The following is a 26,741-nucleotide window of genomic DNA, read 5'->3' as shown; positions in this document are numbered from 1 at the left end:
TTTTTAAGCATATCTTGCTTTAGCAATTGTAAAAACTAAAACTTACTCAACCTTGATTATGAAAAAAATATTAATCGTTTGCTTATTTGCCCTGATTGCCAATCACATACTTGCACAAAAAAAGTATGAAGCCAATTGGGAATCCATCGATTCCAGACCCGTTCCTGCTTGGTTTGAAGATGCTAAATTCGGCATTTTTATTCACTGGGGGCTTTTCTCAGTTCCCGCTTGGGGACCAACTGCCAAAGATGGCGTAGGTATTTATGACCGTTATTCAGAATGGTATTGGAAAGGAATATCTGACCCAAACCGTAAAAGCTATGCGGCCTTTACAAAATTTCATAATAATACTTATGGCAAAGATTTTCAATACCAAGACTTTACCAAGGATTTTAAATGTGAGCTTTTTGATCCTAACGAATGGGCAAAAGTATTTGAAGATGCAGGAGCAAAATATGTAGTGTTGACATCTAAACATCATGAAGGATATACCCTTTGGCCAAGCAAAGAATCTTGGAATTGGAATTCGGTTGATTTGAATCCTCATAGAGATTTAGCAGGAGATTTGATGAAATCTGTGCGTAATAAAGGCTTACGCATGGGTTATTATTACTCATTGTACGAATGGTTCAATCCGCTTTATAAATCGAACGTGAATAAATATGTGGATGACCACATGATACCACAAATGAAAGATTTGGTGACTCGCTATAAACCAGATGTATTGTGGACAGATGGCGAGTGGGATCATCCTTCTGAAACGTGGAAAAGTACAGAATTTCTATCATGGCTATACAATGAATCGCCAGCCAAAAATGATATTGTAGTAAATGACCGCTGGGGCAAAGAAACAAGAGCAAAACATGGAGGGATTTATACAACAGAGTATGATTTAGTACATGACCAGAATGCTACGGGCATGGAAATAAATCATCCTTGGGAGGAATGCAGAGGAATAGGGTCGTCGTTTGGTTTTAGTAGAAACGAAATGTTGGATGACTATTCTACCTCGGAACAACTGATTCATATTTTGGTAGATAAAGTAGCACGGGGAGGTAATTTATTATTAAATATTGGCCCTGCTGCCGACGGTACAATTCCTGTAATTATGCAACAGCGTTTGCGTGATATTGGTAAATGGCTAAAAGTAAACGGTGATGCTATTTATGGTACTAGAAAATGGACGAATAGCCCAAAGGTCGATAAAGATACAAAAGTGTATTTTACTGCCAAAGGAAAAGATTTGTATGTAATTACTACGAAATGGCAAGATAGTCCCATCGTTGTAGCAGGTGTGAAAACAGGGAAAGTACAAATATTAGGTTTTAAAGGAGCGATAAAAACAAGTATTAAAGGAGATAAATTAACCATTACCCCTCCAGCACTTTCGCCAGCAACCAACCCTTCAGACTATGCATGGGTGTATAAAATTGAAGGAGTATTATAAAAGAAGATATATACGTTGATGACCAAAAATGAAAAAATACTTATATCGATAGCATATTGTTTTATTAAGGTATATATACGTTAACAATCAAAAACCCGTCGGTCAAAGACTGACGGGTTTGTTTGTTTCACTCTCAAAATTAAATTTTGACTCTTCGTCCTTCGCTGATTATAGGCGTTTGGCTTCTTCCCAATACACATCCATTTCAGCTAAGGTCATATCTTGTAAGGCTTTGCCTTGTTCTTTTGCTCTTAATTCTAAGTGTTGAAAACGTTTGATAAACTTTTTGTTAGTTCGCTCCAAAGCAGTTTCTACATTAATGTTAATAAACCTTGCGTAATTTACCAAAGAAAAAAGTAAATCTCCAAATTCAGCTTCAGCTTTATCGATGTTAATTGCTTGATTGTCAATAACATTAAATTCATTCTTGAATTCATCCATTTCCTCCTCTACCTTTTCCCACACTTGGTGTTTTTCTTCCCAATCAAAGCCCGCACCCCTTGCTTTTTCCTGAATCCTCATGGCTTTTACCAAAGATGGCAATGATTTTGGAACGCCTTCTAGCACCGACTTATTCCCTTCTTTCAGTTTTAAAGCCTCCCAATTTTGCTTAACCTGTTCTTCATTTTCAACCTTTACATCCCCATAAATATGTGGGTGACGATGTATTAGTTTTTCACATAGTCCATTCAACACATCGGCAATATCGAAAGTATTAGTTTCAGAAGCAATTTTTGAATAAAACACCAAATGCAGCATCACATCTCCGATTTCTTTCTTGATTTCCTTCATATCGCCTTCAATAATGGCATCTGAAAGCTCATAAGTTTCCTCAATCGTTAAATGTCTGAGAGATTCAATCGTCTGTTTTTTATCCCAAGGACATTGCTCTCTGAGTTCGTCCATGATAGTAAGGATACGGTCGAAAGCGATTAATTGATTTTGTCGTGTTGCTGATAAAGTATCAAAATTCATGTGCTATATTTTTGAATACAAAAGTAAGGGATTGTGGTGATTAAACTTCATATTAGCCCTAAGAGGTTTTATGGTTAATAGTATTCGTTTCTTGACTGAGTTTAGCTTTGACAACTTTTAAAAGTTGTCAAAGCTGTTCAACGCTTCTCAATTTATAATTTACGGGTATTTGATTATAATAAGAAATAACAAATGAAAAGATTGAATGGTAAAAAATAGAGAATATTAAAAAAACGTTTAGATTTGTATAGATAAGATTTAAATAATCATTCTTATGGAAGCAAATCAAATAAAGCTTTTAGCTTCATTAGCTAAACAAATTAAATCAGAGAAAAAAGAGAGAGTTAAAGTGATTGCTTCATTACAGTCTGCAAAAATTTTAACACGAAAAGAAAACTTCACAAGTCATTATAGTAACCTGAGAAAGGTTGTTGAGACTGTTAAATAATGTATAGTAAAAGACCAAATTTAATGCTTGGTTTTCACGGATGTGATGAAGCTGTGAGAAACGAATTAGTTACTAGACCTGATATTGTAAAAAAGAGCCAAGAGAGTTTCGATTGGCTTGGTAATGGATTTTATATTTGGGAAAATAACTATGAACGTGCTCTTAGGTGGGCATTAGATAAAAAAGATAGAGGAAAACTTATCACGCCATCTGTCGTAGGAGTTGTATATCAACTTGATTACTGTTTAGATTTTACAGATTCAGAGTACATAAATATCCTTTCATCGTATTATGAATTAATGAAAGAAGATTTATATTTTATGGGAAAAGAACTTCCCAGAAATAAAGATGTACCTAAAGATAAATATCATGATTTAGTTTTAAGGGAATTAGATTGTGCTGTAATTGAATATTTGCACCAAAAAATCAATGAGAAGATTAATGCTGATATTTCAAGAAATGGATTTAGTGAATTAAAACATTTTGATACAGTAAGAGGTGTTTTTACAGAAGGATGTCCAGCTTTTGAAGGTGCAGGAATTCAAATTAAAAATCATATACAGATTTGTATTAGGAATCTTAATTGTATTAAAGGTTTTTTCATTCCCAGAAAAGAAATTAAATTTCCATAATAGCAAGGGAGAACAAAATTATTTGCTCTCCCTTGCTATTGCTACAATTTCCACCCCTCACGATATTCTCTTTTCACAAACTGATTAGCTTCGTCGAAATTGGTAATTCTCATTTCTTTCCCATCCCACAAGAGTTTCTTTCTGCCGTTATAATCAAACTCTTGTAACCATTGCTTGTCTTTTTTAGGAGAACGGAAGAAGTAACTTCTAATCGCCAAATTACCCATCAGCACAGCTTCTGACATTGGTCCTGAATAATCAAAAGAAGAACTCAAAGGTTTATGCTTACCGTAACCTTCTCTACAAGCTTGTAACCATTGTTGATAATGCCCCGCACCGTCGGCACCCACTACTCTTTCTATGGTTATTGGTAGCTTTTCACCTTTGGCTTTTAAAGTATCATTGCCCCACAACGTAGGATTTGAACCATAAACGCCACACATCATTACGCCTTTGGTACCTAATAATAATACACCCCCACTCCAGTCACCTAGCTTTACATCTGCTGGAATTTCATCAGGACGTTCAGGCATTAATCCGCCATCGTACCAAGTCATTTTTACATCAGCTTTGCCTTTTCTTGGAAATTTCAAGTGAATCATCGAAGCTGCAGGATAACTTTCAGGGAAATAGCCTTCTTTGAAGGGTTCTGTCCAAGCAGTATTTGCAATACTACATTCTACTTCTGAAGGGTATCCTAAGCCTAATACTCTATAAGGTGGATCCATCATGTGACAAGCCATATCGCCCAAAGAACCAGTGCCGTAATTTACCCAACCACGCCAGTTGAATGGATGATAACCCGGCTGATAGTCTTCCCAAGGTGCTGGCCCTAGCCATAAATCCCAATCAACCTCTTTAGGCACTTCTACTTTGGCAGTTGGTTTAGCAATGCCTTGTGGCCATACAGGACGGTTTGTCCAAACATGTACGCGTGATACTTCACCAATTAATCCTGCTTTATACCATTCCATCATTCTTCGCACACCATCACCCGAAGACCCTTGGTTGCCCATTTGTGTTACTACTCTTTGCTGTACAGCAGCCTCAGTCATTTTTCTGACTTCATAAATATTATGCGCCAATGGCTTTTGTACATATACGTGCTTGCCCAAACTCATTGCTGCCATTGCCGACACGTAGTGTGTATGGTCGGGTGTAGAAACCGTTACAGCATCAATATTATCTTTTTCTTTCTCCAACATGATGCGAAAATCCTTGTACTTTTTGGCAGCAGGGAATTTCTCAACCGACTGCTTCATTTGCCTGTCGTCGATATCACAAAGGGCAGCAATATTATTTCTACCACTATCGTAAGCCCCTAAAATATCCGACCAACCCTTGCCTCCGCAACCAATCGCCGCAATGTTGAGTTTATCCGAAGGAGCAATAAACCCTTTTCCTCCTAATACATGGCGAGGTACAATATAGAAACCCGCAACAGCCAATGAGCTTTTCTTGAGAAAATCCCGTCTAGAATTATTTTCCATAGTTTAGTCTCCTCCCCAAGGAGCATTATTAACATTGACTGATTCAAAGGGGTAAAAATGAATCAGTTTGATTTTAGTTTTTGCTGAATTATTGGTAAACAATATAGGGTATTATTTATCAATAATGAAAGATAGCACTGCTTAAATTAGCCTTTGTACTGTGATATGATGAACAGATTTTGTTATTTTGAAGAAAGGATTACAAATACTTCATTGTACACATGAAAATCGAAACACTAGCGATACAGTCTACCCAAATGCATGATGCTAATGCAGGAGCTGTTATTTCGCCCATTTATTTATCAACCACTTTTGAGCGTGAAACAGACGGCTCTTATGCACATGGCTACGTTTATTCACGGGCGGATAATCCCAATCGTCAACTCTTAGAAAAAAGCATGGCATTGCTTGAAAATGGAGCCGTAGGTTTGGCTTTTGCTTCGGGGATGGCTGCTACTACAGCGTTGTTTCAAAGCCTAAAATCAGGTGACCACATCATCACGCCAGACGATGCTTATTATGCTACGAATGTATTGATTACAGAGGTGTTTGCACAATGGGGCTTATCACTGACTACGGTCGATATGACAGATTTATCAGCCGTAAAAGCTGCTATACAGCCTAATACAAAGCTATTTTGGATAGAAACGCCCTCTAATCCTCAATTAAAAATTACTGATATTGAAGTCATCAGCAAAATAGCGAAAGAAATAGGTGCCTTAGTAGCAGTAGATAATACGTGGGCAACACCTGTTTTACAGCAACCTATCAATTTAGGCGCTGATATCGTGATGCATTCTACTACCAAGTATTTTGGTGGACATAGCGATGTACTAAGTGGTGCATTAATCATTAAAGAAGAAGGAGAATTATCGAATAAACTACGCACTATTCAGAGGTTAACGGGTGGTGTACCCTCTCCTTTTGAATCTTGGCTAGTAGCTAGAGGTATCAAAACGTTGGTTCTAAGAGTAAAAGCTCAGACAGACAATGCTAAAAAACTAGCGGATTTTCTAAGCACACATCCACAGGTAGAGGTTGTTCATTATCCAGGATTAACAAGCCATCCTCAACACGAAATTGCTAAAAAGCAGATGTTAGATGGTTTTGGTGCGATGCTGTCAGTACAAATAAAAGGTGATGCCCAAAATGCCATGGCAGTAACAGGAAAGCTTAAACTATTCACTACGGCCACTAGCTTAGGCGGTGTGGAAAGTTTAATAGAACATCGCAAATCTGTAGAAGGAATTGATAGTCCTACACCAGAGAATCTCTTGAGGGTATCCGTTGGATTAGAAAGCATACATGATTTAATAGAAGATTGGACACAAGCATTAGCATAATAATTCAAAGGGAGCATCTTAAAAGAGCTCCTTTTTTTGTGGTCTTTTAAGAACATCGATAAGGAAGTAAAAAATAAAGTCGTTCAAATTGTTATGCAAGCATACTATTTTATATATTTGAGTATTAATCTCAAAAATTTAAAACTTTATTTAACATGAGTAATTCAACCTTTCAAGGCTTTTATCTTCAGTTATCTGAAGAACATCTAGCTGTACAACAAGCTGCTCGTGATTTTGCTCAAACAGAGTTACTCCCCGGAGTAATTGAACGTGATGAAAAAGAATATTTTCCAGAAGAATTAGTGAAAAAAATGGGAGAGCTTGGCTTTCTAGGAATGATGGTTTCGCCAGAATATGGCGGAGGCGGTATGGATACTATTTCTTATGTATTAGCCATGGAAGAATTATCTAAAGTAGATGCTTCTGCTTCTGTAATGGTTTCTGTGAATAATTCCTTGGTTTGTTATGGTTTAGAGGCTTTCGGAACGGAAGCACAAAAGCAAAAATACCTTATTCCTTTAGCAAAAGGGGAAATCATCGGAGCATTCGCTCTATCAGAGCCAGAAGCGGGTTCTGATGCTACTTCCCAACATACTATTGCAGAAGATATGGGTGATTATTACCTCTTGAATGGGACTAAAAACTGGATTACCAATGGTGGTAGAGCTAGTGTATATCTAGTAATGGCACAAACACATCCAGAATTAGGGCACAAGGGTATCAATTGTCTGATTGTAGAAAGAGGTATGGAAGGGTTCCAGATAGGTAAGAAAGAGAAAAAATTAGGTATTCGAGGGTCAGATACGCATTCTTTGATGTTTACTGACGTGAAAGTACCGAAAGAAAACAGGGTTGGTGACGACGGCTTTGGTTTTAAATTCGCCATGTCAACCTTAAATGGCGGTAGAATCGGTATTGCTGCTCAGGCTTTAGGCATTGCCTCTGGAGCTTATGAATTATCTATAAAATATGCAAAAGAGCGAAAATCATTTGGTAAAGCCATTGCTGAACACCAAGCTATCCAGTTTAAACTTGCTGATATGGCTACTAGTATTGAGGCCGCTCGTTTACTTTGTTTCAAGGCCGCCTTTGATAAAGATCAGCATCGAAGTTACGTAGAGTCGGCAGCGATGGCGAAACTATTTTGTTCACAGGTAGCAATGGATACTACTATCGAGGCCGTACAAATACATGGAGGATATGGCTTTGTAAAAGAATATCACGTAGAAAGAATGATGCGAGATGCTAAAATAACACAGATTTATGAAGGCACTTCTGAAATCCAGAAGATGGTGATAGCTAGGGAAATTCTAAAATAGAAAAAGGAGGGTTTCGCCCTCCTTTTTTTATTCTGCTAATATTCCCTGAAGTACTTTAACCGCTTTTGCTAAAATAATTTCTAATTGAGCAAACTCAGCTCTTATTATTTCAATATCTTCTTTGGCTAAAGCTTTGCTTTCAAGTGACTTTAAAATGCCACCCTCATTGACGCCCATTGACGAGAAAGAAGATTTTAATTTATGAGCTGTCGCTTTAATGCCGGGGTAATTTACTTCGCTGATAGCTTTTCTAAGAATATCAAACTCAATAGGCATTTGGCTTAAATATAACTCAATAATCTCTTGCTCAAATTCTTTGTTCCCATCAGATAATTCCTGTAGATAGGATAAATCCACGATTCCATCTAGATTTTCTTCCATAGTACTAACTTTGTTTTGATCGTTTAGTTCTGCATAATTTATGATTTTCTCAAATAATTCCTGAGGGACAAAAGGCTTTGGAATATAGTCATTCATACCAATCGAAATACATTTTTCCTTTTCTCCAACCAATGAGTGTGCAGTCATTGCAATAATTGGCGTGTTTATATGTAATTGTGATCTAATATATTCAGTAGATTGATACCCATCCATTTCGGGCATTTGTAAATCCATCAAAATTACTTCATATTCGTTTATTTGTACCTTTTCAGTAGCAACTTTTCCATTTTCAGCTAAATCAGCATCAAAACCAAACTTAGAGAGTACTTTTAAAGCTAATTTTTGATTCAAAGGATTATCTTCTACCAAAAGTACTTTTATTGGTCGCTCGCTTTTAAACACGGAGTTTTTAGCATCATTGTCATTGGCTTTGTCTTTCACATCAATACCGAATGGCAAGCTAAAACAAAACGTTGACCCTTTTCCTGGGATACTTTCCACCCACAGCTTACCCTCTTGGAGTGCTACTAATGATTTTGAGATACTCAAGCCTAAGCCCGTTCCACCATATTTTCGGGTAGTATCGCTATCAGCCTGTGTAAACCTATCAAAAATAGAATCTAGTTTATCACTTGCGATACCTATACCTGTATCCATGACACTAAACAAAATTACACATTCTGTAGAAGACTCTTTACTTAACTCAACCAAAATCTTTACTCTACCCTTTTCAGTAAATTTAATAGCATTGTTCGTAAGGTTCAGTAAAATCTGGTTCAAACGCGTAGGGTCACCAATAACAAACGTAGGAATATTATCGTCAATAATACTGCTTAATTCCAGCCCTTTTTCTTTGGCCTTATGATTTAAAACAGCTTTGGCATTTTTCAACAAATCTTTAATATTGAAAGATATTTTTTCAATAACAATATGCCCTGATTCAATTTTTGAAATATCTAGAATATCATTGATAATTCCCAACAAGTTTTCAGAGGCGATATTGATATTTGATACATAATCACGTTGTTCCTCTTCTAATTCGGTATCCTTCAATAAATTAGAAAAGCCAATAATAGCATTCATGGGCGTACGAATTTCATGGCTCATGTTAGCCAAAAACGTATCCTTCGCAAGGGCATTCTGTTCAGCCGTTTCTTTTGCTTTTATTAATTCTTTTTCCATCAGAATTCTATCAGTTATATCTACAGCATTTCCAATTATGTATTGTTGTTCATCAATAAGCTCAGAGAGTACATTATTATATAACCATGTTCTATGCGAACCATTTTTATGAATTACCCTCATTAATCCTTTACTCCTGCCAGTAGTTGTAATCTCTTCAAGATACATTTTTACGCCCTTGATAGAAGATTCTGGAACAATATCAAATAGGCTTCTTTCCAACACTTCTTCTTTTGTATAGCCTATTAAATCTGCTCCTGCTGGATTTATCGTCAGAAAATTACCATGAATATCATGCGTACACATTAGTCCTTGTGTATTTTCAAAGAAACCTCTGTGTCTGTTTTCACTCATTAAAAGTTGGTTTTCCCAAACTTTTTTCTCAGTAATATCTTTTCCAATTCCCATGAAACCAGTAATTACATTTTGGTTATCCCTTAAAGAAGTAACCGAAAGTTCTACTGTCAATCTAGATTTATCTTTTCTAATATAAGTCCACTCGTTAGTATCTGCCACTCCCAATCTAGCCTTCGCATGAAATACTTCATGCCCTGGTTCTATCGTGGTATGTAGCTCTTCTGATAACGTTTTGGCTCGCTTTTCTACTTCGCTTTTATCATGAATAATTTCAGGGGTAACTTTACCAATCACTTCCTCGGCTTTATAGCCCAACATCAATTCAGCACCACGATTGAATGTTTTAATGACGCTAGTATGAGGGTCAACAGAAATGATGGAATATTCTGTACCATCCAAAATAATATTCTGAATTTCAGAAAGTTTCTCAACTTCAACTTCTAGTCTTTTATAGTCAGTAATATCTCTGGCAATGGCATAAATTGTTCCCGTTTCTCTATCTGGCGTAGCTACCCATTCCAAGAATTTATAACCGCCTAGCTTTGTTTTAAAACGATGGGTAAAGTTTAATGAACTAGTAGTATTTTCTTCTAGTTTATCAATTTCCTGTTTTGTTGCCTCAATATCAGCAGGATGTATAAAATCAAAAAATGATTTATCAATTAAATCCACATCATCCCATCCTAACGTTTTGCAAAATGCAGGATTTATTTTTTTAAAATATCCTTCAATTTTTGCAATACAAATCATGTCTCTCGACTCTAAGAATAGCTTCTCGTAGTTTTTAAGCACCATTCTTTCTTTCCTCGCCACAAGCTGTGCCGCTACTTCCTTCGCTAGAATTGTTAATGCTAATTGCTGATCTTCATTGAGTTTTTTTACTTTATCATCAATGACACAGAGCGATCCAAGGGCATATCCATCAGGGTCAATCAGGGGATAACCCGCATAGAATCTAATATTGGGGTATTCATTAACTAATATATTATTTTTAAATCTATCATCTAAAAGGGCATCTTCTACCTCAAAAATTGTATCTCCTACAATAGTGTACTGACAAAATGAAATATCTCTAGCTGTTTGGCTAGCGTCTAAACCTACATTAGACTTAAACCATTGTCTGTCTTTATCAATTAACGAAATCAAAGAAATAGGTACTCCGCATATTACTGATGCTAATTTTGTAAGCCTATCAAACTCTTCTTCGGGCAAAGTATCAAGTATATTATACTCATCTAATGCCTTTAACCGCAAATCTTCATTTGCTGGTATGGGTAATACATTTTTCTCCATGATCGAAGTATATTTAATAAAATAATAAGGAGTCGACAATGGATATTGTTAGTAAATAGTATCAAACTGTACTAACAATTAGTCAAAAATAGTAACTATTCCAACGTATGACTTCGTATTTTGCAAAGAAATTTATGCAAAAAAACAAAAATTAATTTGCTGTTTACGCTAAAAAATTATGAACAAAGATTCATATCATTTATTAACTACTCTTCATTTTAGTGATGGTCAAATTTTGATAAAAAACCTATGTCAATACTAGCATTATTCATGCCATTTAAACACAGTATAAAATTTTATCCTAACACTTTTACTTTATCATGTACTTTAACATTAATAAAGCCAACTATTTTATTGAACAAATCTTTTGGTGAAAAAGGTTTAGTGATATAATCATTCATACCAACGGCCATACATTTTTCTTTTTCGCCAATTAATGAATGTGCCGTCAGGGCAATAATGGGCGTATTATTTTTAAGCGTATTCCTAATATAACTTGTCGCTTGATACCCGTCCATTTCAGGCATTTGTAAGTCCATCAAAATTACATCATATTCCTGCTTTTGTACCTTCATCACCGCTATTTTTCCATTCTCAGCCAAATCAGGAAAAAAGCCAAATCGTTCTAATACTTTCAATGCAAGCTTTTGATTCAATACGTTGTCTTCCGCTAATAATATTTTTACTTTATGAGTAGGGTCTATCGGCAAGAGATGTGTTTCTTGTTTAAAGACTACAGTATCGTTTACCTTTTTAAAAGTTAGGTTAAAATAGAACGTCGACCCTTTATCTGGCTCACTTTGTACAAAAATATTGCCTTTCTGTTTTTCTATTAATAGTTTCGAGATACTTAATCCCAAGCCTGTTCCACCATATTTTCGGGTAGTATCTGAATTTGCCTGCGCGAAACGATCAAAAATGATGACTTGTTTATCTTGAGGTATTCCGATACCCGTATCAATGATTTTAAATAAAATTGAATATTCCTCGTCTGTTTCTGATTGCAATTCCAATACTAGTTTTACCGAACCATTTTCGGTAAACTTGATAGCATTATTGGTAAGGTTTAAAAAAATTTGATTGAGCCTTGTAGGGTCTCCGATTACGGTTACTGGAATATTATCAGGAACAAAGCAATCTAATTCTAACCCTTTGCCAAGTGCTTTATAAGTAAGTACTGCTTTTACATTTTTAATCAACTCATGAAGATTAAAAGGAACAGACTCTATGATTAAATGACCCGATTCAATTTTAGAAAGATCCAGAATGTCATTAATTATTCCTAAAAGATTCTCTGCCGCAGTATTAATATTTGATACAAACTCTTTTTGTTCAGAATCTAATTTGGTTTCTTTTAATAGATTAGCAAAACCTGTAATGGCATTCATCGGCGTGCGTATTTCATGGCTCATATTGGCTAGAAAAACATCCTTAGCATGGGCGTTTCTCTCTGCCGATACTTTGGCACCTATTAGCTCACGCTCCATTTTAATGCGTTCTGTCATATCGACAGAGTTTCCGATAACATATTTTCTGCCATCCAATAATTCAGCTAGTACATTATTTGATAGCCAAGTTCTAAACGACCCATTTTTATGAACAACCTTTACTAATCCTTTGTATGAATGATTGATCGCAATTGTTTCAAGATACCTTTGTATTTTATCTTTAGTCCTTTCAGGAGTAATATCAAATAGACTTTTGGTCAAGAATTCTTCCGTCGTATAACCTAATAATGCTGCCCCAGCGGGGTTAACAGTGAGAAAGTTTCCTTCAAGGTCATGCGTACACATCAATCCTTGTGAGTTTTCAAAGAAACCTCGGTGTTCTTCCTCACTCAATAACAGTTTGCGTTCCCACGTTCTTTTAGCACTAACATCTTGTACTTGCCCAATTACATTAAGGGGCTTGCCTTTATGGTCTCTGACGATGGTTGCTACTAGCTCAACCCAAACGTTTGTTTTATTTTTAGTAATGTAACGATTCTGAAAAGAGATAACTGACGATACTCCTGACAAGAGTTTTAAAAAGAAATCATCACTCATCTTTAAATCATCAGGATGTATTAAGTCTCTGATATTTAATGACAAAAGTTCTGTTTTGTCATATTGAGTAATGGCCGAAAAAGCCTCGTTTACTTCGATAAATGTACTCGTGGCAAGTTGGGCAATAAACATACCTGTTGCAGCATTATCAAAGGTTTGTCTGAACCTTTCTTCGCTCAAAGATATTTGTTTATCCTTTACCTTTTTCTCATGAATATCTTGAAAAGTACCATACAACCGAACACATTTATGCTGTTCAATAATGGTTTTTGCCGTAACCCTTACCCATTTTTTTAAACCTTTCTGTGTAATGATTTGTACCTCTAAGTCAAAATCATCGCCATATTTAACGGCTTTGATAATGGCTCTTATAATAGCCTTTCTACTTTTGCCATTTCTAAAGAAATACAATGATTCTTTAAAAGTAGGTTCATAATCAGGTTCAACTTCGTGTAATTCTCGCGTAATTGCCGACCAAAAGAAAGCCTTTTTCTCTATATCTATTTCCCATCTACCAATACGTGCTACATTATTAGTAACATCCAGTACTTCAGTAAGTCTAGCAACATTTAGTTCACTTTGTTGTAATTTACTATGGTCTTTACCAAAGATATTTAAACTGCTATTGGCACTAGAAAGCACCAACCATTCAATTGTTTTATAGCCACCTTCTTTCGCTTTAATTTGATTGATAAGCTGACCAGAACCATCAGTAAATAAAATATTTTTTAGGGTATTGATGCTTGCTATTTTATCGTTTGCATGAATTAACTCATCTATCGATTTTCCTATAATTTCGTTATGTTGCCAACCTAACAATTGATGGAATGAAGTATTGACATTAGTGAATTTCAAGTCCGTATTTAAGGTCGCAATTAAATCAGGCGAACTTTTAACAAAAGAATGATAACTATCAAGCACTGTATTATTGGTGAATTTATTAGCAATTTCGGCTAACAAACTTTCTATGGCTTCCTCCTGCTTCTTACCTAGTGTTTTTGCTTCATATCCTAATAAAGAAAGAACTCCCAAGGTTTTACCTTGTGCATTATTTATCGGAAAACCTGCATAAAAATGTATCGCAGTTTCGGCAAATGGTAATATACCACTAAAGAAAGATGGATGCTTTAGGGTATCTTCAATAATAATACTTGATTTTGATTTGATTACTTCTTTACAAAGTAATAATAAATTTGATGCAAACGATTGCTCGTTACTATCAATATGAGGCGTGTTAGTAGGGTATGCTAAATTTTCATCAAAAAGTGTTATGTAGGCCAAAGGCACATCACAAAGTAAAGAAGCCAAATTTGTAAGATGACTAAACTCTTCAAAATTTTTGCTTTGTACTTCGTCTTTTAACATGTTTTTCATCTTACTAATTAATGGTCAGGCAAATAAATTTTTAGCAGAAAACTATATAATTTCTTATTCAATTTGAAAGAATAGGTTGATTGAAAATTATTACAGTAAGATAATGCTTTTTTATCAATCTTACATAAAACAAAAGACCAATGATATAAAAATATAATATGTTGATTGGAATACCTTCTAGCTAATAATCAATATTTTATCTTTTACGAAATTACCATAAGAAAATAACCTATAATAATTGATAGCATAAATTGAGCCACACATTAAATAACAAGAATTACCAAGCAAAGTTTATTTTATACAATTTAAAATTAGAGCACCTATTATGGCTCCAGCAATAGGTCCCGCAATAGGTACCCACGCATAAGACCAATCAGAAGAACCCTTGCCTGCAATGGGTAAAATAGCATGGGCTATTCGGGGACCTAAATCTCTAGCAGGGTTGATGGCATAACCCGTTGCTCCACCCAAAGAAAGTCCGACTGACCAAACCAAAATCCCTACGACAAAAGGCCCTAAGCCTGTTTCAATAGTACCAAATGACCCCAAGGCAATAATGGCTACTGCGGTAGCAAGCAATTCAGCAAGAAAATTGGGAAAGACACTTCTAATAGCTGGTGCTGTACTGAAACAGGCTAGTTTCAAGCCTTTGTCGTCAGTAATAGCCCAGTGTGGTAAGTATTGTAGCCACACTAAAGTAGCACCAAGGGATGCGCCTAAAATTTGAGCAATGATGAACCCAACGGCATTGGACCAATCGCCAGACTTTACAGCTTCGGCAATCGTAACAGCTGGATTCAAGTGAGCTGCTGGGCTTCCAAATTTAGTAGAAACAAAAATACCCATTGTTACTGCAAAAGCCCAACCTGCTGTAATGACTATCCAACCGCCGTGCTCACCTTTTGAGCCTTTTAATAATACAGTGGCGACAACACCATTCCCTAAAAAAATTAATACTGCCGTACCGACAAACTCACCTAAAAGTGCTGAATTCATTGCTAAATTTATAAGTTAATATAATTAATGGTTTTTTGTCAAGAAATAATTGTACAAATTAAGGTAAAATTTTCTAATATCATGCTCAAAAAAGGTTAAAAGCTAAAGCCTTTTCAGAATGTTTTTATCAGATTAGAAAATGGCGTATTTTTGAACATTCGGAATGAATCAATCAAAGGGAATTAATTGAAAAACATAAGATTATAGCCAACTGTTTTTCAATTAGCTTCCATCAACATATGAGAGAAGATTATTTAAAAGGAAATAAAGAAACACTTTCGTCGGTGGAAAAAGAAATCGAAAGAGCACTAAGACCGCTGTCTTTTGATGACTTTGCTGGACAGGATAAAGTACTTGAAAACCTACAGGTATTTGTAACGGCTGCTCGTTTACGAGAAGAAGCCCTCGACCATGTTCTTTTGCACGGCCCTCCAGGGTTAGGGAAAACCACTTTATCCAACATCGTTGCCAATGAGCTAAAAGCCAATATCAAAATTACTTCTGGGCCTGTATTAGACAAACCTTCGGATTTAGCAGGCTTGCTAACCAACTTACAGCCCTTTGATGTATTGTTTATTGATGAAATCCACAGGCTCAATCCTATCGTGGAGGAATACTTATATTCAGCCATGGAGGATTATAAGATTGACATTCTGTTAGACTCTGGCCCAAATGCCAGAAGTGTGCAGATTTCGCTTAATCCTTTTACGTTAATTGGTGCGACTACTCGTGCAGGGATGCTTACTTCGCCCCTAAGAGCTAGGTTTGGCATTAACTGTCGCTTAGAATATTATGATGCTAAGTTATTAACTAGTATCATTAAGCGTTCAGCTCAGATTTTGAATACGCCTATTGACGAAGCAGGAGCTTTTGAGATTGCTCGCCGTAGTCGAGGAACACCGCGTATTGCCAATAACCTGTTGCGGAGAACACGTGACTTTGCCCAAGTAAAAGGGAAAGGAATCATTACGATAGAAATTGCAGAAATGGCATTGCTAGCGTTGGATGTTGACCAAAATGGGCTAGACGAAATGGATATTCGTATCTTAACAACGATTGTAGAAAAGTTCAAAGGTGGCCCCGTGGGATTATCAACCATTGCTACGGCTTGTGGAGAAGAAGCTGAAACCATTGAGGAAGTATATGAACCGTTTTTGATTCAAGAAGGATTTTTAAAACGTACTTCCCGCGGACGAGAAGCCACAGAACGAGCCTATGTACATTTGGGCATTGTGCCTAAATACCGCACTGGAGAATTGTTTTAAAACTATTACACAAAAAAAATCTCTCAATATGCTTTTTGGCGTGTTGAGAGATTTTTTTGTGATAATATGATTACAGATTACTATTAGTATTGTTTGATAATGTCGATAATTCCGTCAAGCTTGCATATTTTACTACTTCGCCCAAAATAATGACGGCTGGATTTGACAATTGATTGCTTTCAGCAATTTCTTTGAGGTCTTTTGCTACCCCAATGCCCACTTTTTGCTGACTGCTAGTACCGTTTTGTACGATGGCAACTGGGAGATTTCCCTTTCCTATCGTCTTGCAAATTTCAGCCATCATGCTCAACTTATTCATACCCATCAGTACAACAATTGTAGCACTTGTTTGTAAAGCCATCAATAAGTCATTTGATAATGAACCATCACTTTTAGTGCCTGTAACTACCCAAAAACTTTCACTTACGCCTCTGGTAGTCAAAGGAATATTGGCATAACCCGCAGCCGCGACCGATGATGAAATCCCCGGAACGTATGCCGTTTCTAATCCAAAGCCTTTTGCATATTCTATTTCTTCCATGCCACGTCCAAAAATAAACGGGTCACCGCCTTTCAAACGTACAACATGGCCATACATATACGCCTTTTCAACAATCAAAAAGTTGATGGCATCTTGGGAATGGCTTTCACCCGGACGTTTGCCTACGTATATTTTTTCTGCTTCGGGCTTACAATAATCTAATAATTCATTAGCAATTAAAGCATCATACAACACCACATCTGCATCCTTCAAAGCCTTGATGGCTTTAACAGTTATCAAATCTGGGTCACCTGGCCCTGCACCCACTACTGTTAGCTTAGGTTTGGGGTCTAAAGTATTGAAATGTTCTAAACCAGTCATTTTTATCTATATAAATACAATGGTGAATAAATAGGGCTCAGAATAACGCCTATCCACTCACCATTGATGATTGATTTCAAATAAGGTAAATTATGCCAAAGTCAATTGGTCACGATAAGCTTTTGCCAATGCCAAGAACGCCTCAGCATCTTCTACATATTTGGTTGCAAATTCTTGTGAAGGTTCGTTTTGATTAATTTGTAAAACCAATTCTTTAAATGTTTGACCACTCAAAGAAATTTCACCTGTTGCCACAAAATGCTCGTCAAATTTGTCAATTACACCACTTTGTGTAGACGCACTTACTGATTTGTCTAACAACAAAGCTTTAGCCGCACTCACAAACACGCTATAAGCATGGTAGATTGAATCTGCCAAACGATTTTCATTGTAAGCATTTCTTGTCCACTCCATTTTCTCAACAGACTCCAACAATAATGTTGCTACTAAATCTATAATTACGCTGGCACATTCACCAACACCAATTTCGGTTTGGAATTGTTCAGATGCACCCCAGTCAATAAAATCATCTTCTTTCAACGTAGTTAAATCAGCCACAGGTTTCAACAAGTTATAGAAATATTTTTCACCTTGGCGGTCATAATAATTATTGAAGTATTCACCTTCTAGGGCATTTTCTTCATAATTATTCAATACTACTCTTAATACTTGTGGACCACGTTTTGAAGGCACTTTAATTACTTTATCAGCCACACGCCCAACGCCATCGCCTACTGTTCCACCGCCTAATAATACTTGTAGGGCAGGTAAAACACGCTTATCAGCCGCTTTCAGAGACGAACCGTGGAAGCCAATATTCGCCATACCATGCTGTCCGCATGAATTCATACAACCAGAAATTTTGATTTTAATATCGCTATTATGAATCAATTCAGGGAAATCTTCTGTAATAACAGCTTCTAGTTTAGAAGTAATGTTGGTACTATCTGAAATCGCTAAATTACAAGTATCTGTTCCAGGGCAAGCTGTAATGTTTGCCATTGAATTAGCACCTGCCGCTGCAAAACCGTGGGCTTCTAATACTGAATATACATAAGGTAGATTAGCTTCTGGAACGAATTTCAACATCAAACCTTGGTTGATGGTTACTCTTACGTCATCAGCAATGTATCCGTCTAATTGTTCGATTAAAGAACGTGAAGTAGTTGAGTGAATATTTCCGTTCAGGATTCTTACATACACGCCATAGAAACCAGCTTGCTTTTGTTCAAAAGTATTGGTTGCTTTCCATAAATCGTAAGCTTCTTGATTGGTAATCGTTACTTCTGAAGCAGTTTTAGAAGGCATTTCATCCGCTGTTACAGTCCATTTGCCTGCTTCTACATCTACTTCAACCGATTTGCTTTTTAAAGCTACCCATTCTGTTTGAATCAATTCAGTTAGTTTTTCAAAACCAATTTTTTGAATCAAGAATTTAATACGTGCTTTATGACGAGAGTTTCTTTCACCGTGACGGTCGAACACTCTTAATGTTGCTTCTAAGAAAGGAATGATTTGGTCAGCAGCCAAAAAGTCAAACGACGTTTTAGCCAACATTGGTTGTGCTCCTAATCCTCCACCTAATACTACTTTAAAACCACGTTGCCCATCTTGGATTTTAGGAATAAAACCCATGTCGTGCATATAAGTTAAGGCAGTATCTTCGTCGGTATTTGAAAAAGCTATTTTAAACTTTCTACCCATTTCCTGACAAATCGGGTTTCTTAAGAAATAACGGAAAGTAGCATCTGCATAAGGGCTAACATCAAAAGGCTCTTTAGGGTCAATACCTGCAGAAGGTGAAGCCGTTACGTTTCTAACAGTGTTTCCACAAGCCTCACGAAGCGTGATATCGTCTTCTTCTAATTTCGACCATAATTCAGGTGTTCTATCCAAAGAAACAAAGTGAATTTGTATATCCTGACGAGTAGTTAAATGAAGATTTCCTGTAGAATATTCATCTGAAATATCAGCAATACGTTTCCACTGTTTGAAAGTCATTTTTCCATAAGGCAGCTTGATACGAACCATCTGTACACCTTGTTGGCGTTGGCCATACACACCTCTTGCCAAACGAAGGCTACGGAATTTTTCCTCGTGAATTTTCCCTTCACGGAATAATTCTATTTTGCGAGCCAAGTCAATAATATCTTTCTCTACAAGTGGATTTTCGAGTTCAGTTCTGAAACTTTGCATGATATCTGGTCGTTTTCGCCTTTTTTCCCTCCAAAGGAGAAGTCAAAAGCACATCTATTACTCTATTAATTATATAGATTTAAGGCAAAATTAATCAAGAAAGTTCGGCAATCAAGGTTTTTTTATAAAAAAATGTTTGTTTTCGTGGCTAAAGCATTCATAATTATTGGCTTTCTAAAAATTAACAAATAGTCTTTGGTTGCAATAGCTATTAATATGACAATAAAATACTAATGAGAATTATACTATATTTGTAGGTCTATTAGACGCAAATTAACCCTAAATATAAAAATGAAAAAAAGTTTATTTGTTATGATGGCTTTTCTAACGATTAGCCTTTTTGCTTGTACTGAGTCAAAGAAGCTTGTTGAATTACAAGACCAATATCGTCGACAAGGAATTCAACTTTCAAAACTCCATGAAGAGAATGCCGAATTAAGTAGTTTGAACTTTACGTTGAAAGGTCAAAGTAAAAAGAAAGACGAAGAGTTGGTGAAATGCCAAACAGACTTTAAAGAGGTGATAGAGCCAATCGTTTTAAAATATAACCATTTGTTAGAAGATTATACCAAACTACAGGCTTCTAATAAAGTATTGAATGATGCTTATGAAACGAGCAAAGAAAATGCAGCTTCGATAATTATGGAGTTAGAAGAAAAGACTAGACCCAAGGTGGTGAAAGTTACAAAAAGCACGAGGAAAGTAAAAGCAAAGAGACGTCGTCGTAGATAATTTAAATCAGGAGAGGGTAACGTGTGATTAGACAGCTTAACGACATACCAAAATAATAATTTAACCAAAAGGGGTATCCAAATTTATTTGGATACCCCTTTTGGTTAATCAGGCTTTGCTATTTTTCACTTAATACTTTCAAATGTTTTGGGTCGGCTAGTCTTACTACCTCTTTCTTTGAAAATTTAATAACCCATAATCCCAGAAAATCCCCTTCTTTTTTCAACTCCAAACTATCCAATTTAGCTTGTTTGCCAATATCAGTTAATTGCTTTTTGCTAAGTTTTGTTAAAGACTGATTGCCTTTAATGGGTGAGGTATAATAAAAGAATGCTTCGTCTTCAGATTTTTGGATATTATCAATTTGAGCAATGTTATGTGCTACATTATATTGATAAGCATCTAGCGTTTCATTGATTTTCTTATCCCAAGCAGGATTCTTTAATCTCAAGGGGCTTCCCGAAGTAATTTCTACGCGATATGCTTTCGCTAGCGAGTCTTTCAAGGTAGCATCTTGTAGGTTTTTGGCTAAATCAGCATTGAGTTTCTTCACAATAACACTCCCCCATTCGTCTACTTGTGCCGTAAACTGCCCAGGGGTAATGCGTTTTACTTCTCGTTCATGTAATTCTTTAACAGCGGCTGTAGTATCGATTCGCTTAAAATCACAACTGCTTAAAAAGAGATTAGCCATCATAAACAAGCAAAAGGTTGTTGTAAAAAAAGTAAAATATGGATGTTGCTGTTTCATATTGTCTTTGGAAAGTAATCTGCTAAATTTGTGTAAAGATAAGGCTGAAACATGAAAAAAGTCGTGATAAACATCACGACTTCCTTTTATTTCTCTGGATAATTTTAGTTTCGTCCTCTTCTCCCATTGTATCGTCCGTTACCATGATATGGTCTTTGCGGAACATTTCTTGGTACTACTATTACTCGCCTTGGCGGAGGTACTACATAACGGTATCTAGGATAATTTGGATATGTATAACCATACCTGTATGGATTAGGGCGGCGACTATCAACTCGAACATAAGATGGCCCACAAGACGCTACCAACAAAATAATTGCTAATGACAAAAAAAGCAATTGAAATGTTTTATGAATTTTTAGCTTTTTCATGACGTTTGGAGTTTAAATTATAGTACTTAGAGATTAAATAACGAAAAAGGTTTAATATAAGTGTAGCGCTATTTACTTGGGTATCTAAGCAAAAGACAATCAGATAAACATTTACCCCCATTCAATATAAAGAATTTTGTATCTTTGCACCCTGATTTTTAGTTAGCCGCATTATTCGGTTATAATTGCTAATATCAAGCTGTTGAACTTTCCGAAATAAGAAAAAATATGTTAGAACAATTAGAGGCCATCCGTGAAAGATTTGAAGAGGTTGCTCAGCAAATGACGCAACCCGAAGTAGTATCGGATATGAAGAAATATAAAACAATCAGTAAGGAATATAAAGACCTTGAAAAGATCGTTTTAAAATATAATGAGTACAAAAATATCCTCTCGAATATTGAAGGGGCAAAAGACGTAATAGCTACAGAAAAAGACGAAGAATTTCGTGCTTTAGCTAAAATGGAATTAGAAGAATTGTTACCTCAGAAAGAAGAATACGAGAAAGTCATCAAGGAAATGTTGATTCCTAGAGACCCGAACGATTCTAAAAACATTATCATGGAGATTCGTGCTGGAACGGGAGGAGACGAAGCAGGGATTTTTGCCGGAGACCTATTCAGAATGTACCAACGTTTCTGTGCTAACCAAGGATGGCAATTTCAATTGATGGACTATACCCAAGCATCATCGGGAGGGTACAAAGAAATCATTGCTAACATTCAAGGAGAAGATGTATATGGCAAAATGAAATTTGAATCAGGTGTTCACCGTGTGCAACGTGTACCAGCTACAGAATCTCAAGGACGTATCCACACTTCGGCAGCTACTGTAGCTGTTTTGCCAGAGGTTGATGAAGTTGACGTACAGATTAATATGAACGATATTCGTAAAGACACATTCTGTTCGTCTGGTGCAGGTGGGCAGTCGGTAAACACAACTTATTCTGCCGTAAGGGTTACTCACTTACCGTCTGGTTTAGTGGTACAGTGTCAAGATGAGCGTTCACAGATTAAAAACTTTGAAAAGGCTATGACCGTTTTACGTTCGAGACTTTATGATATTGAATTAGCCAAACAACAAGAATCTATTGCTGGCGACCGTCGTTCGATGGTTGGTTCTGGTGACCGTTCTGATAAAATCCGTACTTACAATTATCCACAAGGTAGAGTAACCGACCACCGTATTGGGTATACTGTTTATAACTTACCAGTGGTAATGGATGGTGAAATTGGTGATTTTATAGAACAACTTAGAATTGCAGAAAACGCTGAGAAATTGAAAGAGGGAGCAGGAGCGTTGTGAGTTGTGAGTTGTGAGTTGTGAGTTGTGAGTTGTGAGTTGTGAGTTGTGAGTTGTGAGTTGTGAGTTGTGAAAATTGATAAACAGCAATTTAATATTTTTTTATAACAAAGCCCCAAATTCACTTTTATAAGTGAGTTTGGGGCTTTGTCATTTTTAGTTACATTTTTCTAAGCTGAAAGTTAAAAGTGTTTGTTTCACCATTAATTATTGGCCCGACAGGATTCCCTACTTTTTCATATTTATTATTTTGCCAAACGTAGATATTATATTGACTATTTAAATCATAGTTTGTGTCACTAAATGGTTTGAATGTTGTTAGTCCATAGTCAACCATGTGTGAAATAGTATAAATACCATCCTTATTAGTTTCTCCAATTACATTGAATATAGAGATACGATAAAAAAGACTCTTTGCATAATCTGCACCAAATTGAAATTTCAAGCCTACGACGGGCATATTATTTTCATCAATTACTTTTCCAGTAATGATAGTTGGACGGTCTGGAAATTCATCTTTCCCGCAGGAAAAAAGTATGGATGGCAATATGCCAAGAGTACCAAGAAATTTTCTTCGTTTCATGTTATAAATAAAATGTAGAGACATTGAAACAAGGAATAATAGCATTGTAAAATACCTCCTTATGTTAACAAAAAATCCACTTCATAGAAGTGGATTTTTTGTTAACATAAGGAGGTATTACTGCTTATTCATTTCAATAGTCAAATTCAAAGCACTGATAAGAGATAAACCCGCTAAAGAATTAGGGTCGTTAGCATAAGCTTTTTTAAGCAAGTCTAATGTTAAACCAAATGTTAGTTTAGTGCCTGATACTGCAACAGAATAGATTTCTTTAACAGCTTTTTTGGTAGTAGGGTTAGTATAGTTTAAAGTAATTTCACTTCCTGATACTACATAGGTGCCATTAATGGGCGTTGCAACTACTGTGTTATTGTCTGAGGTAAAATCTACCTGACCAGTACCCGTAAATGTACCATCTGATTTAAATTCATAAACCATGTTTTCAGCACTTAAATCTTCGTTATAGTTTTCGGTTGTACCTAAAGCTATAACTGAACCTTTAAGAGTTGATACTTTCCATTTGCCAACTACAAGGCTACTTGAAGCAACAACTTCGTCTTTGTCCTTACATGATGTAATTAAGAAAATTGATAGGAAAAGAATTAGGAGTGAGTGTGAGTTTTTCATAAGTGTTTTTAAGTATATTTAAAATTGTTGTGTTTAACTGATGCAAAGTTAGCTTTTAATAGGGGAGTTATTGTAAAAAACATATTTTTAATTTTTTAAATTAGGTAGTTACAACCTCTGATTTCTCTAATTTAAACGAAAAGGTTGTACCTTTTTCTGGCTTTGAGGCTACTGAAATTTTGGTTCTATGGGCATTTAAAATGTGTTTTACAATGGCTAAACCTAGGCCAGACGACCCATCCGAGCGACTGCGGGCTTTGTCTACTCTATAAAATCGCTCAAAAATTCTATTTAAATGTTCTGGAGCGATACCCGGGCCATTGTCTTTAATGGATATTTTCCAGTCTTTTTTGTCTTCTTCAAAATTTACAATAACTGTCCCGTTTTCATTGCCGTATTTAATGCCATTTTCTACCAAATTTGTTATTACTTGTCCAATACGTTGCGAGTCTGCTTTTACCCAAACCAGCGGCTGTGGCGACTTAATTTGTAAGGTAGCGTTTTTAGCTTTTGCCTTGCCTTCCAGTTGTTCAAATACTTCTTTGGTTATTTGTTTAATATCCACTCGCTCTCTGTGCATTTTGATGTCGCCTGTTTCCATTTGCGAAAGCGTCAATAAATCTTTTACCAGAATATCCAGTCCATCTAAGCTTTTAGCCGCCTTTATCAAAAAGCGTTCACGAACATTTTCATCGTCCATCGCACCATCCAACAACGTGTGTACAAAGCCCTGTGCAGCAAAAATCGGCGTTTTTAATTCATGTGAAACATTCGCTAGAAATTCACGACGATACTTTTCCAGACGCTTAAGTTCGGTTACTTCCTGCTCTTTTTTGGATACATACACAAACAACTCGTCATTCAGTTTCTTGAGGGGATTATTATTTTTATATAACTTCTTTCTAGATACACCAAAATCTTTGATTTTCAGTCGATTGATAGAATCATACATCTTATTGATTTCTTGAAAAACCAAATAATCTAATACGAAGTAGATAAGAATTCCTGCTACAATCAACGAAGCAACAAAACTGACAAATAAAACATTACCATTCGATTCTGGCAGAAAAGAAAGGAACGAAGTAATAAATGCTGCAATAACGATAGCCAATAAAGTAGCTAACAATTTGGGATTCAGAAGCATGACAAAGCCGAATTCGTTTTAAAAAATATAATTTGTGCTCAATTAAAGCAATAAAAGCATCAATCAATATGCAAGTTTGGTGTTTTTTAGCGATAATTCGTATTAAATTTATGAAAATGAATACGAAAATGATTTCCTAAATCGTAGCTCAATAATTCTTTTGTACCTTTGTTCTTTCCTTAAACATTTTGAGGGGATTGAATTTTGAGTTGGAATCGTCGCTCAATGGCTCAATCACTCAATCACTCATTAAAAATGCAACTCAATCAATTAACCGCAATCTCTCCCATCGATGGGCGTTACCGCAAGCAAGTAGAAAGCCTTGCTCCTTTTTTCTCTGAATTTGGATTGATCAAATATCGTGTTCGTATTGAAATTGAATACTTTATTGCACTTTGCGAAATACCTTTGCCTCAATTAGAATCAATCAATAAAGATTTATTTTCTGCCTTGCGCGACATCTATCTTAATTTTTCTGAAGAAGATGCCCTTTGGATTAAGGAAACCGAGAAAGTAACGAACCATGATGTAAAGGCGGTTGAATATTTTATCAAACATAAACTAGATAAATTCGGTATCAATGAATACCTAGAATTTATTCATTTTGGACTTACCTCTCAGGATGTTAACAATACTGCCATTCCATTGTCTTTGTTAGAAGCAATGAACGAAGTATTAGTGCCAAAATTAGAAGAAGTAATTGCTAAGATTGAGGCCTTGGCTGAAGAATGGAAAAATATACCATTGTTAGCACATACACACGGACAACCTGCTTCGCCTACACGTTTAGGCAAAGAGTTTATGGTGTTTGTAGAAAGAATGGAACGCCAGATGGATTTATTGAAAACGATTCCATATTCGGCAAAATTCGGCGGAGCAACAGGAAATTTCAATGCACACAACGTAGCTTACCCAGAAAACAATTGGATTGCATTCGGTAATTCATTTGTAAGCTCATTAGGTTTGGTGCGTAGCAAATACACCACACAAATAGAACATTACGATAACCTAGCGGCTTTAATGGATAATTTAAAACGATTGAACAATATCGTGTTAGACTTAGACCGTGACGTTTGGACGTATGTTTCGATGGGCTATTTCAAACAAAAAATCAAAGCGGGTGAAGTTGGGTCGTCAGCAATGCCACATAAAGTAAACCCGATTGATTTTGAAAATTCAGAAGGAAACGTGGGTATTGCTAATGCACTGTATGAGTTTTTAGCCGCAAAATTGCCTGTTTCTCGTTTGCAAAGAGATTTAACAGACTCAACTGTATTAAGAAATTTGGGCGTACCTATTGGTCATCAATTAATTGCTTTGACGGCTTTACTACGTGGTTTGAATAAATTAGAATTGAACCAAGAAGCCATCAATGCTGATTTGGAAGACAATTGGGCGGTTGTGGCAGAGGCAATTCAAACGATTTTGAGAAGAGAAAGCTATCCACAACCTTACGAAGCCTTGAAAGCATTGACACGTAAGAATGATAAAATCACAGAAAAAACAATTTCTGAATTTATTGATAGTTTAGAAATCAGTGATAAAGTAAAATATGAATTAAGAAGAATTACGCCATTCAATTATGTGGGGGTTTTGGAGTAATCAAATAAATATTTAAAGAAAGCT

Annotated in this window: 21 protein-coding genes; 9 read left to right on the top strand and 12 right to left on the bottom strand. The window is 36.0% G+C overall.

Annotated features, from left to right (window positions below; translation table 11 throughout):
- Nucleotides 1-58 precede the first annotated feature (58 nt).
- A complete protein-coding gene (locus AC07N0_RS04955; RefSeq protein ID WP_494588327.1) occupies nucleotides 59-1,447 on the top strand; it encodes an alpha-L-fucosidase in 1,389 nt (462 codons plus the stop codon).
- A gap of 168 nt (nucleotides 1,448-1,615) precedes the next feature.
- Here AC07N0_RS04955 and mazG read toward each other — a convergent pair whose 3' ends face one another.
- Nucleotides 1,616-2,422 (bottom strand): nucleoside triphosphate pyrophosphohydrolase, encoded by an 807-nt coding sequence (gene mazG, locus AC07N0_RS04950; protein ID WP_492801102.1) that lies wholly within the window; start codon nucleotides 2,420-2,422, stop codon nucleotides 1,616-1,618.
- A 274-nt stretch (nucleotides 2,423-2,696) separates the two neighbouring features.
- Here mazG and AC07N0_RS04945 point away from each other — a divergent pair, with 274 nt between their 5' ends.
- Nucleotides 2,697-2,870, top strand: a complete 174-nt coding sequence (locus tag AC07N0_RS04945; protein WP_494588326.1) for a hypothetical protein — start codon at nucleotides 2,697-2,699, stop codon at nucleotides 2,868-2,870.
- Nucleotides 2,870-3,502 carry a hypothetical protein gene (locus AC07N0_RS04940; protein ID WP_494588325.1) on the top strand — a complete coding sequence of 211 codons (633 nt, stop codon included), beginning with the start codon at nucleotides 2,870-2,872 and terminating at the stop codon, nucleotides 3,500-3,502. Before AC07N0_RS04945 ends, AC07N0_RS04940 begins: the two co-directional genes overlap by 1 nt.
- A gap of 41 nt (nucleotides 3,503-3,543) precedes the next feature.
- Here AC07N0_RS04940 and AC07N0_RS04935 read toward each other — a convergent pair whose 3' ends face one another.
- Nucleotides 3,544-4,992 carry a Gfo/Idh/MocA family protein gene (locus AC07N0_RS04935; protein ID WP_494588324.1) on the bottom strand — a complete coding sequence of 483 codons (1,449 nt, stop codon included), beginning with the start codon at nucleotides 4,990-4,992 and terminating at the stop codon, nucleotides 3,544-3,546.
- Between the two features lie 221 nt (nucleotides 4,993-5,213).
- Here AC07N0_RS04935 and AC07N0_RS04930 point away from each other — a divergent pair, with 221 nt between their 5' ends.
- Both AC07N0_RS04930 and AC07N0_RS04925 read left to right on the top strand, forming a co-directional pair.
- A complete protein-coding gene (locus tag AC07N0_RS04930) occupies nucleotides 5,214-6,335 on the top strand; it encodes a trans-sulfuration enzyme family protein (RefSeq protein WP_494588323.1) in 1,122 nt (373 codons plus the stop codon).
- 155 nt (nucleotides 6,336-6,490) lie between these two features.
- Complete coding sequence (locus AC07N0_RS04925) at nucleotides 6,491-7,654, top strand: acyl-CoA dehydrogenase (RefSeq protein WP_494588322.1); 1,164 nt, start codon at nucleotides 6,491-6,493, stop codon at nucleotides 7,652-7,654.
- A 27-nt stretch (nucleotides 7,655-7,681) separates the two neighbouring features.
- Here AC07N0_RS04925 and AC07N0_RS04920 read toward each other — a convergent pair whose 3' ends face one another.
- From AC07N0_RS04920 to AC07N0_RS04910, 3 genes are all read right to left on the bottom strand, one after another.
- Nucleotides 7,682-10,867 carry a PAS domain S-box protein gene (locus AC07N0_RS04920; RefSeq protein ID WP_492801096.1) on the bottom strand — a complete coding sequence of 1,062 codons (3,186 nt, stop codon included), beginning with the start codon at nucleotides 10,865-10,867 and terminating at the stop codon, nucleotides 7,682-7,684.
- 296 nt (nucleotides 10,868-11,163) lie between these two features.
- A complete protein-coding gene (locus AC07N0_RS04915; RefSeq protein WP_494588321.1) occupies nucleotides 11,164-14,277 on the bottom strand; it encodes a PAS domain S-box protein in 3,114 nt (1,037 codons plus the stop codon).
- 300 nt (nucleotides 14,278-14,577) lie between these two features.
- Complete coding sequence (locus AC07N0_RS04910) at nucleotides 14,578-15,282, bottom strand: MIP/aquaporin family protein (RefSeq protein ID WP_494588320.1); 705 nt, start codon at nucleotides 15,280-15,282, stop codon at nucleotides 14,578-14,580.
- Nucleotides 15,283-15,521: 239 nt separating this feature from the next.
- Between AC07N0_RS04910 and ruvB the strand changes: the two genes are divergently transcribed.
- Nucleotides 15,522-16,547, top strand: a complete 1,026-nt coding sequence (ruvB, locus tag AC07N0_RS04905) for a Holliday junction branch migration DNA helicase RuvB (protein ID WP_494588319.1) — start codon at nucleotides 15,522-15,524, stop codon at nucleotides 16,545-16,547.
- Between the two features lie 70 nt (nucleotides 16,548-16,617).
- On the opposite strand, the gene cobA is transcribed toward ruvB, so the two are convergent.
- The gene (cobA, locus tag AC07N0_RS04900) at nucleotides 16,618-17,409 is read right to left on the bottom strand and encodes a uroporphyrinogen-III C-methyltransferase (protein ID WP_494588318.1); all 792 of its coding nucleotides are present in this window, start codon (nucleotides 17,407-17,409) and stop codon (nucleotides 16,618-16,620) included.
- 90 nt (nucleotides 17,410-17,499) lie between these two features.
- Nucleotides 17,500-19,605, bottom strand: a complete 2,106-nt coding sequence (locus AC07N0_RS04895) for a ferredoxin-like domain-containing protein (protein WP_494588317.1) — start codon at nucleotides 19,603-19,605, stop codon at nucleotides 17,500-17,502.
- 291 nt (nucleotides 19,606-19,896) lie between these two features.
- Between AC07N0_RS04895 and AC07N0_RS04890 the strand changes: the two genes are divergently transcribed.
- Nucleotides 19,897-20,337, top strand: coding sequence for a hypothetical protein (locus AC07N0_RS04890; RefSeq protein ID WP_494588316.1), 441 nt, complete (start codon nucleotides 19,897-19,899; stop codon nucleotides 20,335-20,337).
- A gap of 118 nt (nucleotides 20,338-20,455) precedes the next feature.
- On the opposite strand, the gene AC07N0_RS04885 is transcribed toward AC07N0_RS04890, so the two are convergent.
- Both AC07N0_RS04885 and AC07N0_RS04880 read right to left on the bottom strand, forming a co-directional pair.
- Nucleotides 20,456-21,034 (bottom strand): hypothetical protein, encoded by a 579-nt coding sequence (locus AC07N0_RS04885; protein WP_494588315.1) that lies wholly within the window; start codon nucleotides 21,032-21,034, stop codon nucleotides 20,456-20,458.
- Between the two features lie 158 nt (nucleotides 21,035-21,192).
- The gene (locus AC07N0_RS04880) at nucleotides 21,193-21,459 is read right to left on the bottom strand and encodes a hypothetical protein (protein ID WP_492801088.1); all 267 of its coding nucleotides are present in this window, start codon (nucleotides 21,457-21,459) and stop codon (nucleotides 21,193-21,195) included.
- 228 nt (nucleotides 21,460-21,687) lie between these two features.
- On the opposite strand from AC07N0_RS04880, the gene prfA reads away from it, so the two are divergent.
- Nucleotides 21,688-22,764, top strand: coding sequence for a peptide chain release factor 1 (prfA, locus tag AC07N0_RS04875; protein WP_492801087.1), 1,077 nt, complete (start codon nucleotides 21,688-21,690; stop codon nucleotides 22,762-22,764).
- Nucleotides 22,765-22,921: 157 nt separating this feature from the next.
- On the opposite strand, the gene AC07N0_RS04870 is transcribed toward prfA, so the two are convergent.
- From AC07N0_RS04870 to AC07N0_RS04860, 3 genes are all read right to left on the bottom strand, one after another.
- A complete protein-coding gene (locus AC07N0_RS04870; RefSeq protein WP_494588314.1) occupies nucleotides 22,922-23,344 on the bottom strand; it encodes a hypothetical protein in 423 nt (140 codons plus the stop codon).
- Nucleotides 23,345-23,461: 117 nt separating this feature from the next.
- Nucleotides 23,462-23,971, bottom strand: coding sequence for a lipocalin-like domain-containing protein (locus AC07N0_RS04865; protein WP_494588313.1), 510 nt, complete (start codon nucleotides 23,969-23,971; stop codon nucleotides 23,462-23,464).
- 100 nt (nucleotides 23,972-24,071) lie between these two features.
- Nucleotides 24,072-25,115 (bottom strand): sensor histidine kinase, encoded by a 1,044-nt coding sequence (locus tag AC07N0_RS04860; RefSeq protein WP_309921611.1) that lies wholly within the window; start codon nucleotides 25,113-25,115, stop codon nucleotides 24,072-24,074.
- Nucleotides 25,116-25,370: 255 nt separating this feature from the next.
- On the opposite strand from AC07N0_RS04860, the gene purB reads away from it, so the two are divergent.
- Nucleotides 25,371-26,717, top strand: a complete 1,347-nt coding sequence (gene purB, locus AC07N0_RS04855; protein ID WP_494588312.1) for an adenylosuccinate lyase — start codon at nucleotides 25,371-25,373, stop codon at nucleotides 26,715-26,717.
- Nucleotides 26,718-26,741: the final 24 nt, after the last annotated feature.

The sequence above is a fragment of the Arcicella sp. GW821-FHT09D11 genome (genome assembly GCF_059416265.1).
Note: the sequence above shows the minus strand (reverse complement) of the source record. Positions and strands in the feature narration are given on the sequence as shown.

What these genes read in the sequence shown, in the direction of transcription:
- AC07N0_RS04930 (WP_494588323.1), top strand. Translation starts at nt 5,214, where the DNA reads ATGAAAATCGAAACACTAGCGATACAGTCTACCCAAATGCATGATGCT.
- AC07N0_RS04895 (WP_494588317.1), bottom strand. Translation starts at nt 19,605, where the DNA reads ATGCAAAGTTTCAGAACTGAACTCGAAAATCCACTTGTAGAGAAAGAT.
- AC07N0_RS04880 (WP_492801088.1), bottom strand. Translation starts at nt 21,459, where the DNA reads ATGAAAAAGCTAAAAATTCATAAAACATTTCAATTGCTTTTTTTGTCA.
- AC07N0_RS04915 (WP_494588321.1), bottom strand. Translation starts at nt 14,277, where the DNA reads ATGTTAAAAGACGAAGTACAAAGCAAAAATTTTGAAGAGTTTAGTCAT.
- AC07N0_RS04860 (WP_309921611.1), bottom strand. Translation starts at nt 25,115, where the DNA reads ATGCTTCTGAATCCCAAATTGTTAGCTACTTTATTGGCTATCGTTATT.
- AC07N0_RS04940 (WP_494588325.1), top strand. Translation starts at nt 2,870, where the DNA reads ATGTATAGTAAAAGACCAAATTTAATGCTTGGTTTTCACGGATGTGAT.
- AC07N0_RS04925 (WP_494588322.1), top strand. Translation starts at nt 6,491, where the DNA reads ATGAGTAATTCAACCTTTCAAGGCTTTTATCTTCAGTTATCTGAAGAA.
- AC07N0_RS04870 (WP_494588314.1), bottom strand. Translation starts at nt 23,344, where the DNA reads ATGAAACGAAGAAAATTTCTTGGTACTCTTGGCATATTGCCATCCATA.
- cobA (WP_494588318.1), bottom strand. Translation starts at nt 17,409, where the DNA reads ATGACTGGTTTAGAACATTTCAATACTTTAGACCCCAAACCTAAGCTA.
- AC07N0_RS04935 (WP_494588324.1), bottom strand. Translation starts at nt 4,992, where the DNA reads ATGGAAAATAATTCTAGACGGGATTTTCTCAAGAAAAGCTCATTGGCT.
- AC07N0_RS04885 (WP_494588315.1), bottom strand. Translation starts at nt 21,034, where the DNA reads ATGATGGCTAATCTCTTTTTAAGCAGTTGTGATTTTAAGCGAATCGAT.
- AC07N0_RS04910 (WP_494588320.1), bottom strand. Translation starts at nt 15,282, where the DNA reads ATGAATTCAGCACTTTTAGGTGAGTTTGTCGGTACGGCAGTATTAATT.
- mazG (WP_492801102.1), bottom strand. Translation starts at nt 2,422, where the DNA reads ATGAATTTTGATACTTTATCAGCAACACGACAAAATCAATTAATCGCT.
- AC07N0_RS04890 (WP_494588316.1), top strand. Translation starts at nt 19,897, where the DNA reads ATGAAAAAAAGTTTATTTGTTATGATGGCTTTTCTAACGATTAGCCTT.
- AC07N0_RS04865 (WP_494588313.1), bottom strand. Translation starts at nt 23,971, where the DNA reads ATGAAAAACTCACACTCACTCCTAATTCTTTTCCTATCAATTTTCTTA.
- AC07N0_RS04920 (WP_492801096.1), bottom strand. Translation starts at nt 10,867, where the DNA reads ATGGAGAAAAATGTATTACCCATACCAGCAAATGAAGATTTGCGGTTA.
- prfA (WP_492801087.1), top strand. Translation starts at nt 21,688, where the DNA reads ATGTTAGAACAATTAGAGGCCATCCGTGAAAGATTTGAAGAGGTTGCT.
- purB (WP_494588312.1), top strand. Translation starts at nt 25,371, where the DNA reads ATGCAACTCAATCAATTAACCGCAATCTCTCCCATCGATGGGCGTTAC.
- ruvB (WP_494588319.1), top strand. Translation starts at nt 15,522, where the DNA reads ATGAGAGAAGATTATTTAAAAGGAAATAAAGAAACACTTTCGTCGGTG.
- AC07N0_RS04945 (WP_494588326.1), top strand. Translation starts at nt 2,697, where the DNA reads ATGGAAGCAAATCAAATAAAGCTTTTAGCTTCATTAGCTAAACAAATT.
- AC07N0_RS04955 (WP_494588327.1), top strand. Translation starts at nt 59, where the DNA reads ATGAAAAAAATATTAATCGTTTGCTTATTTGCCCTGATTGCCAATCAC.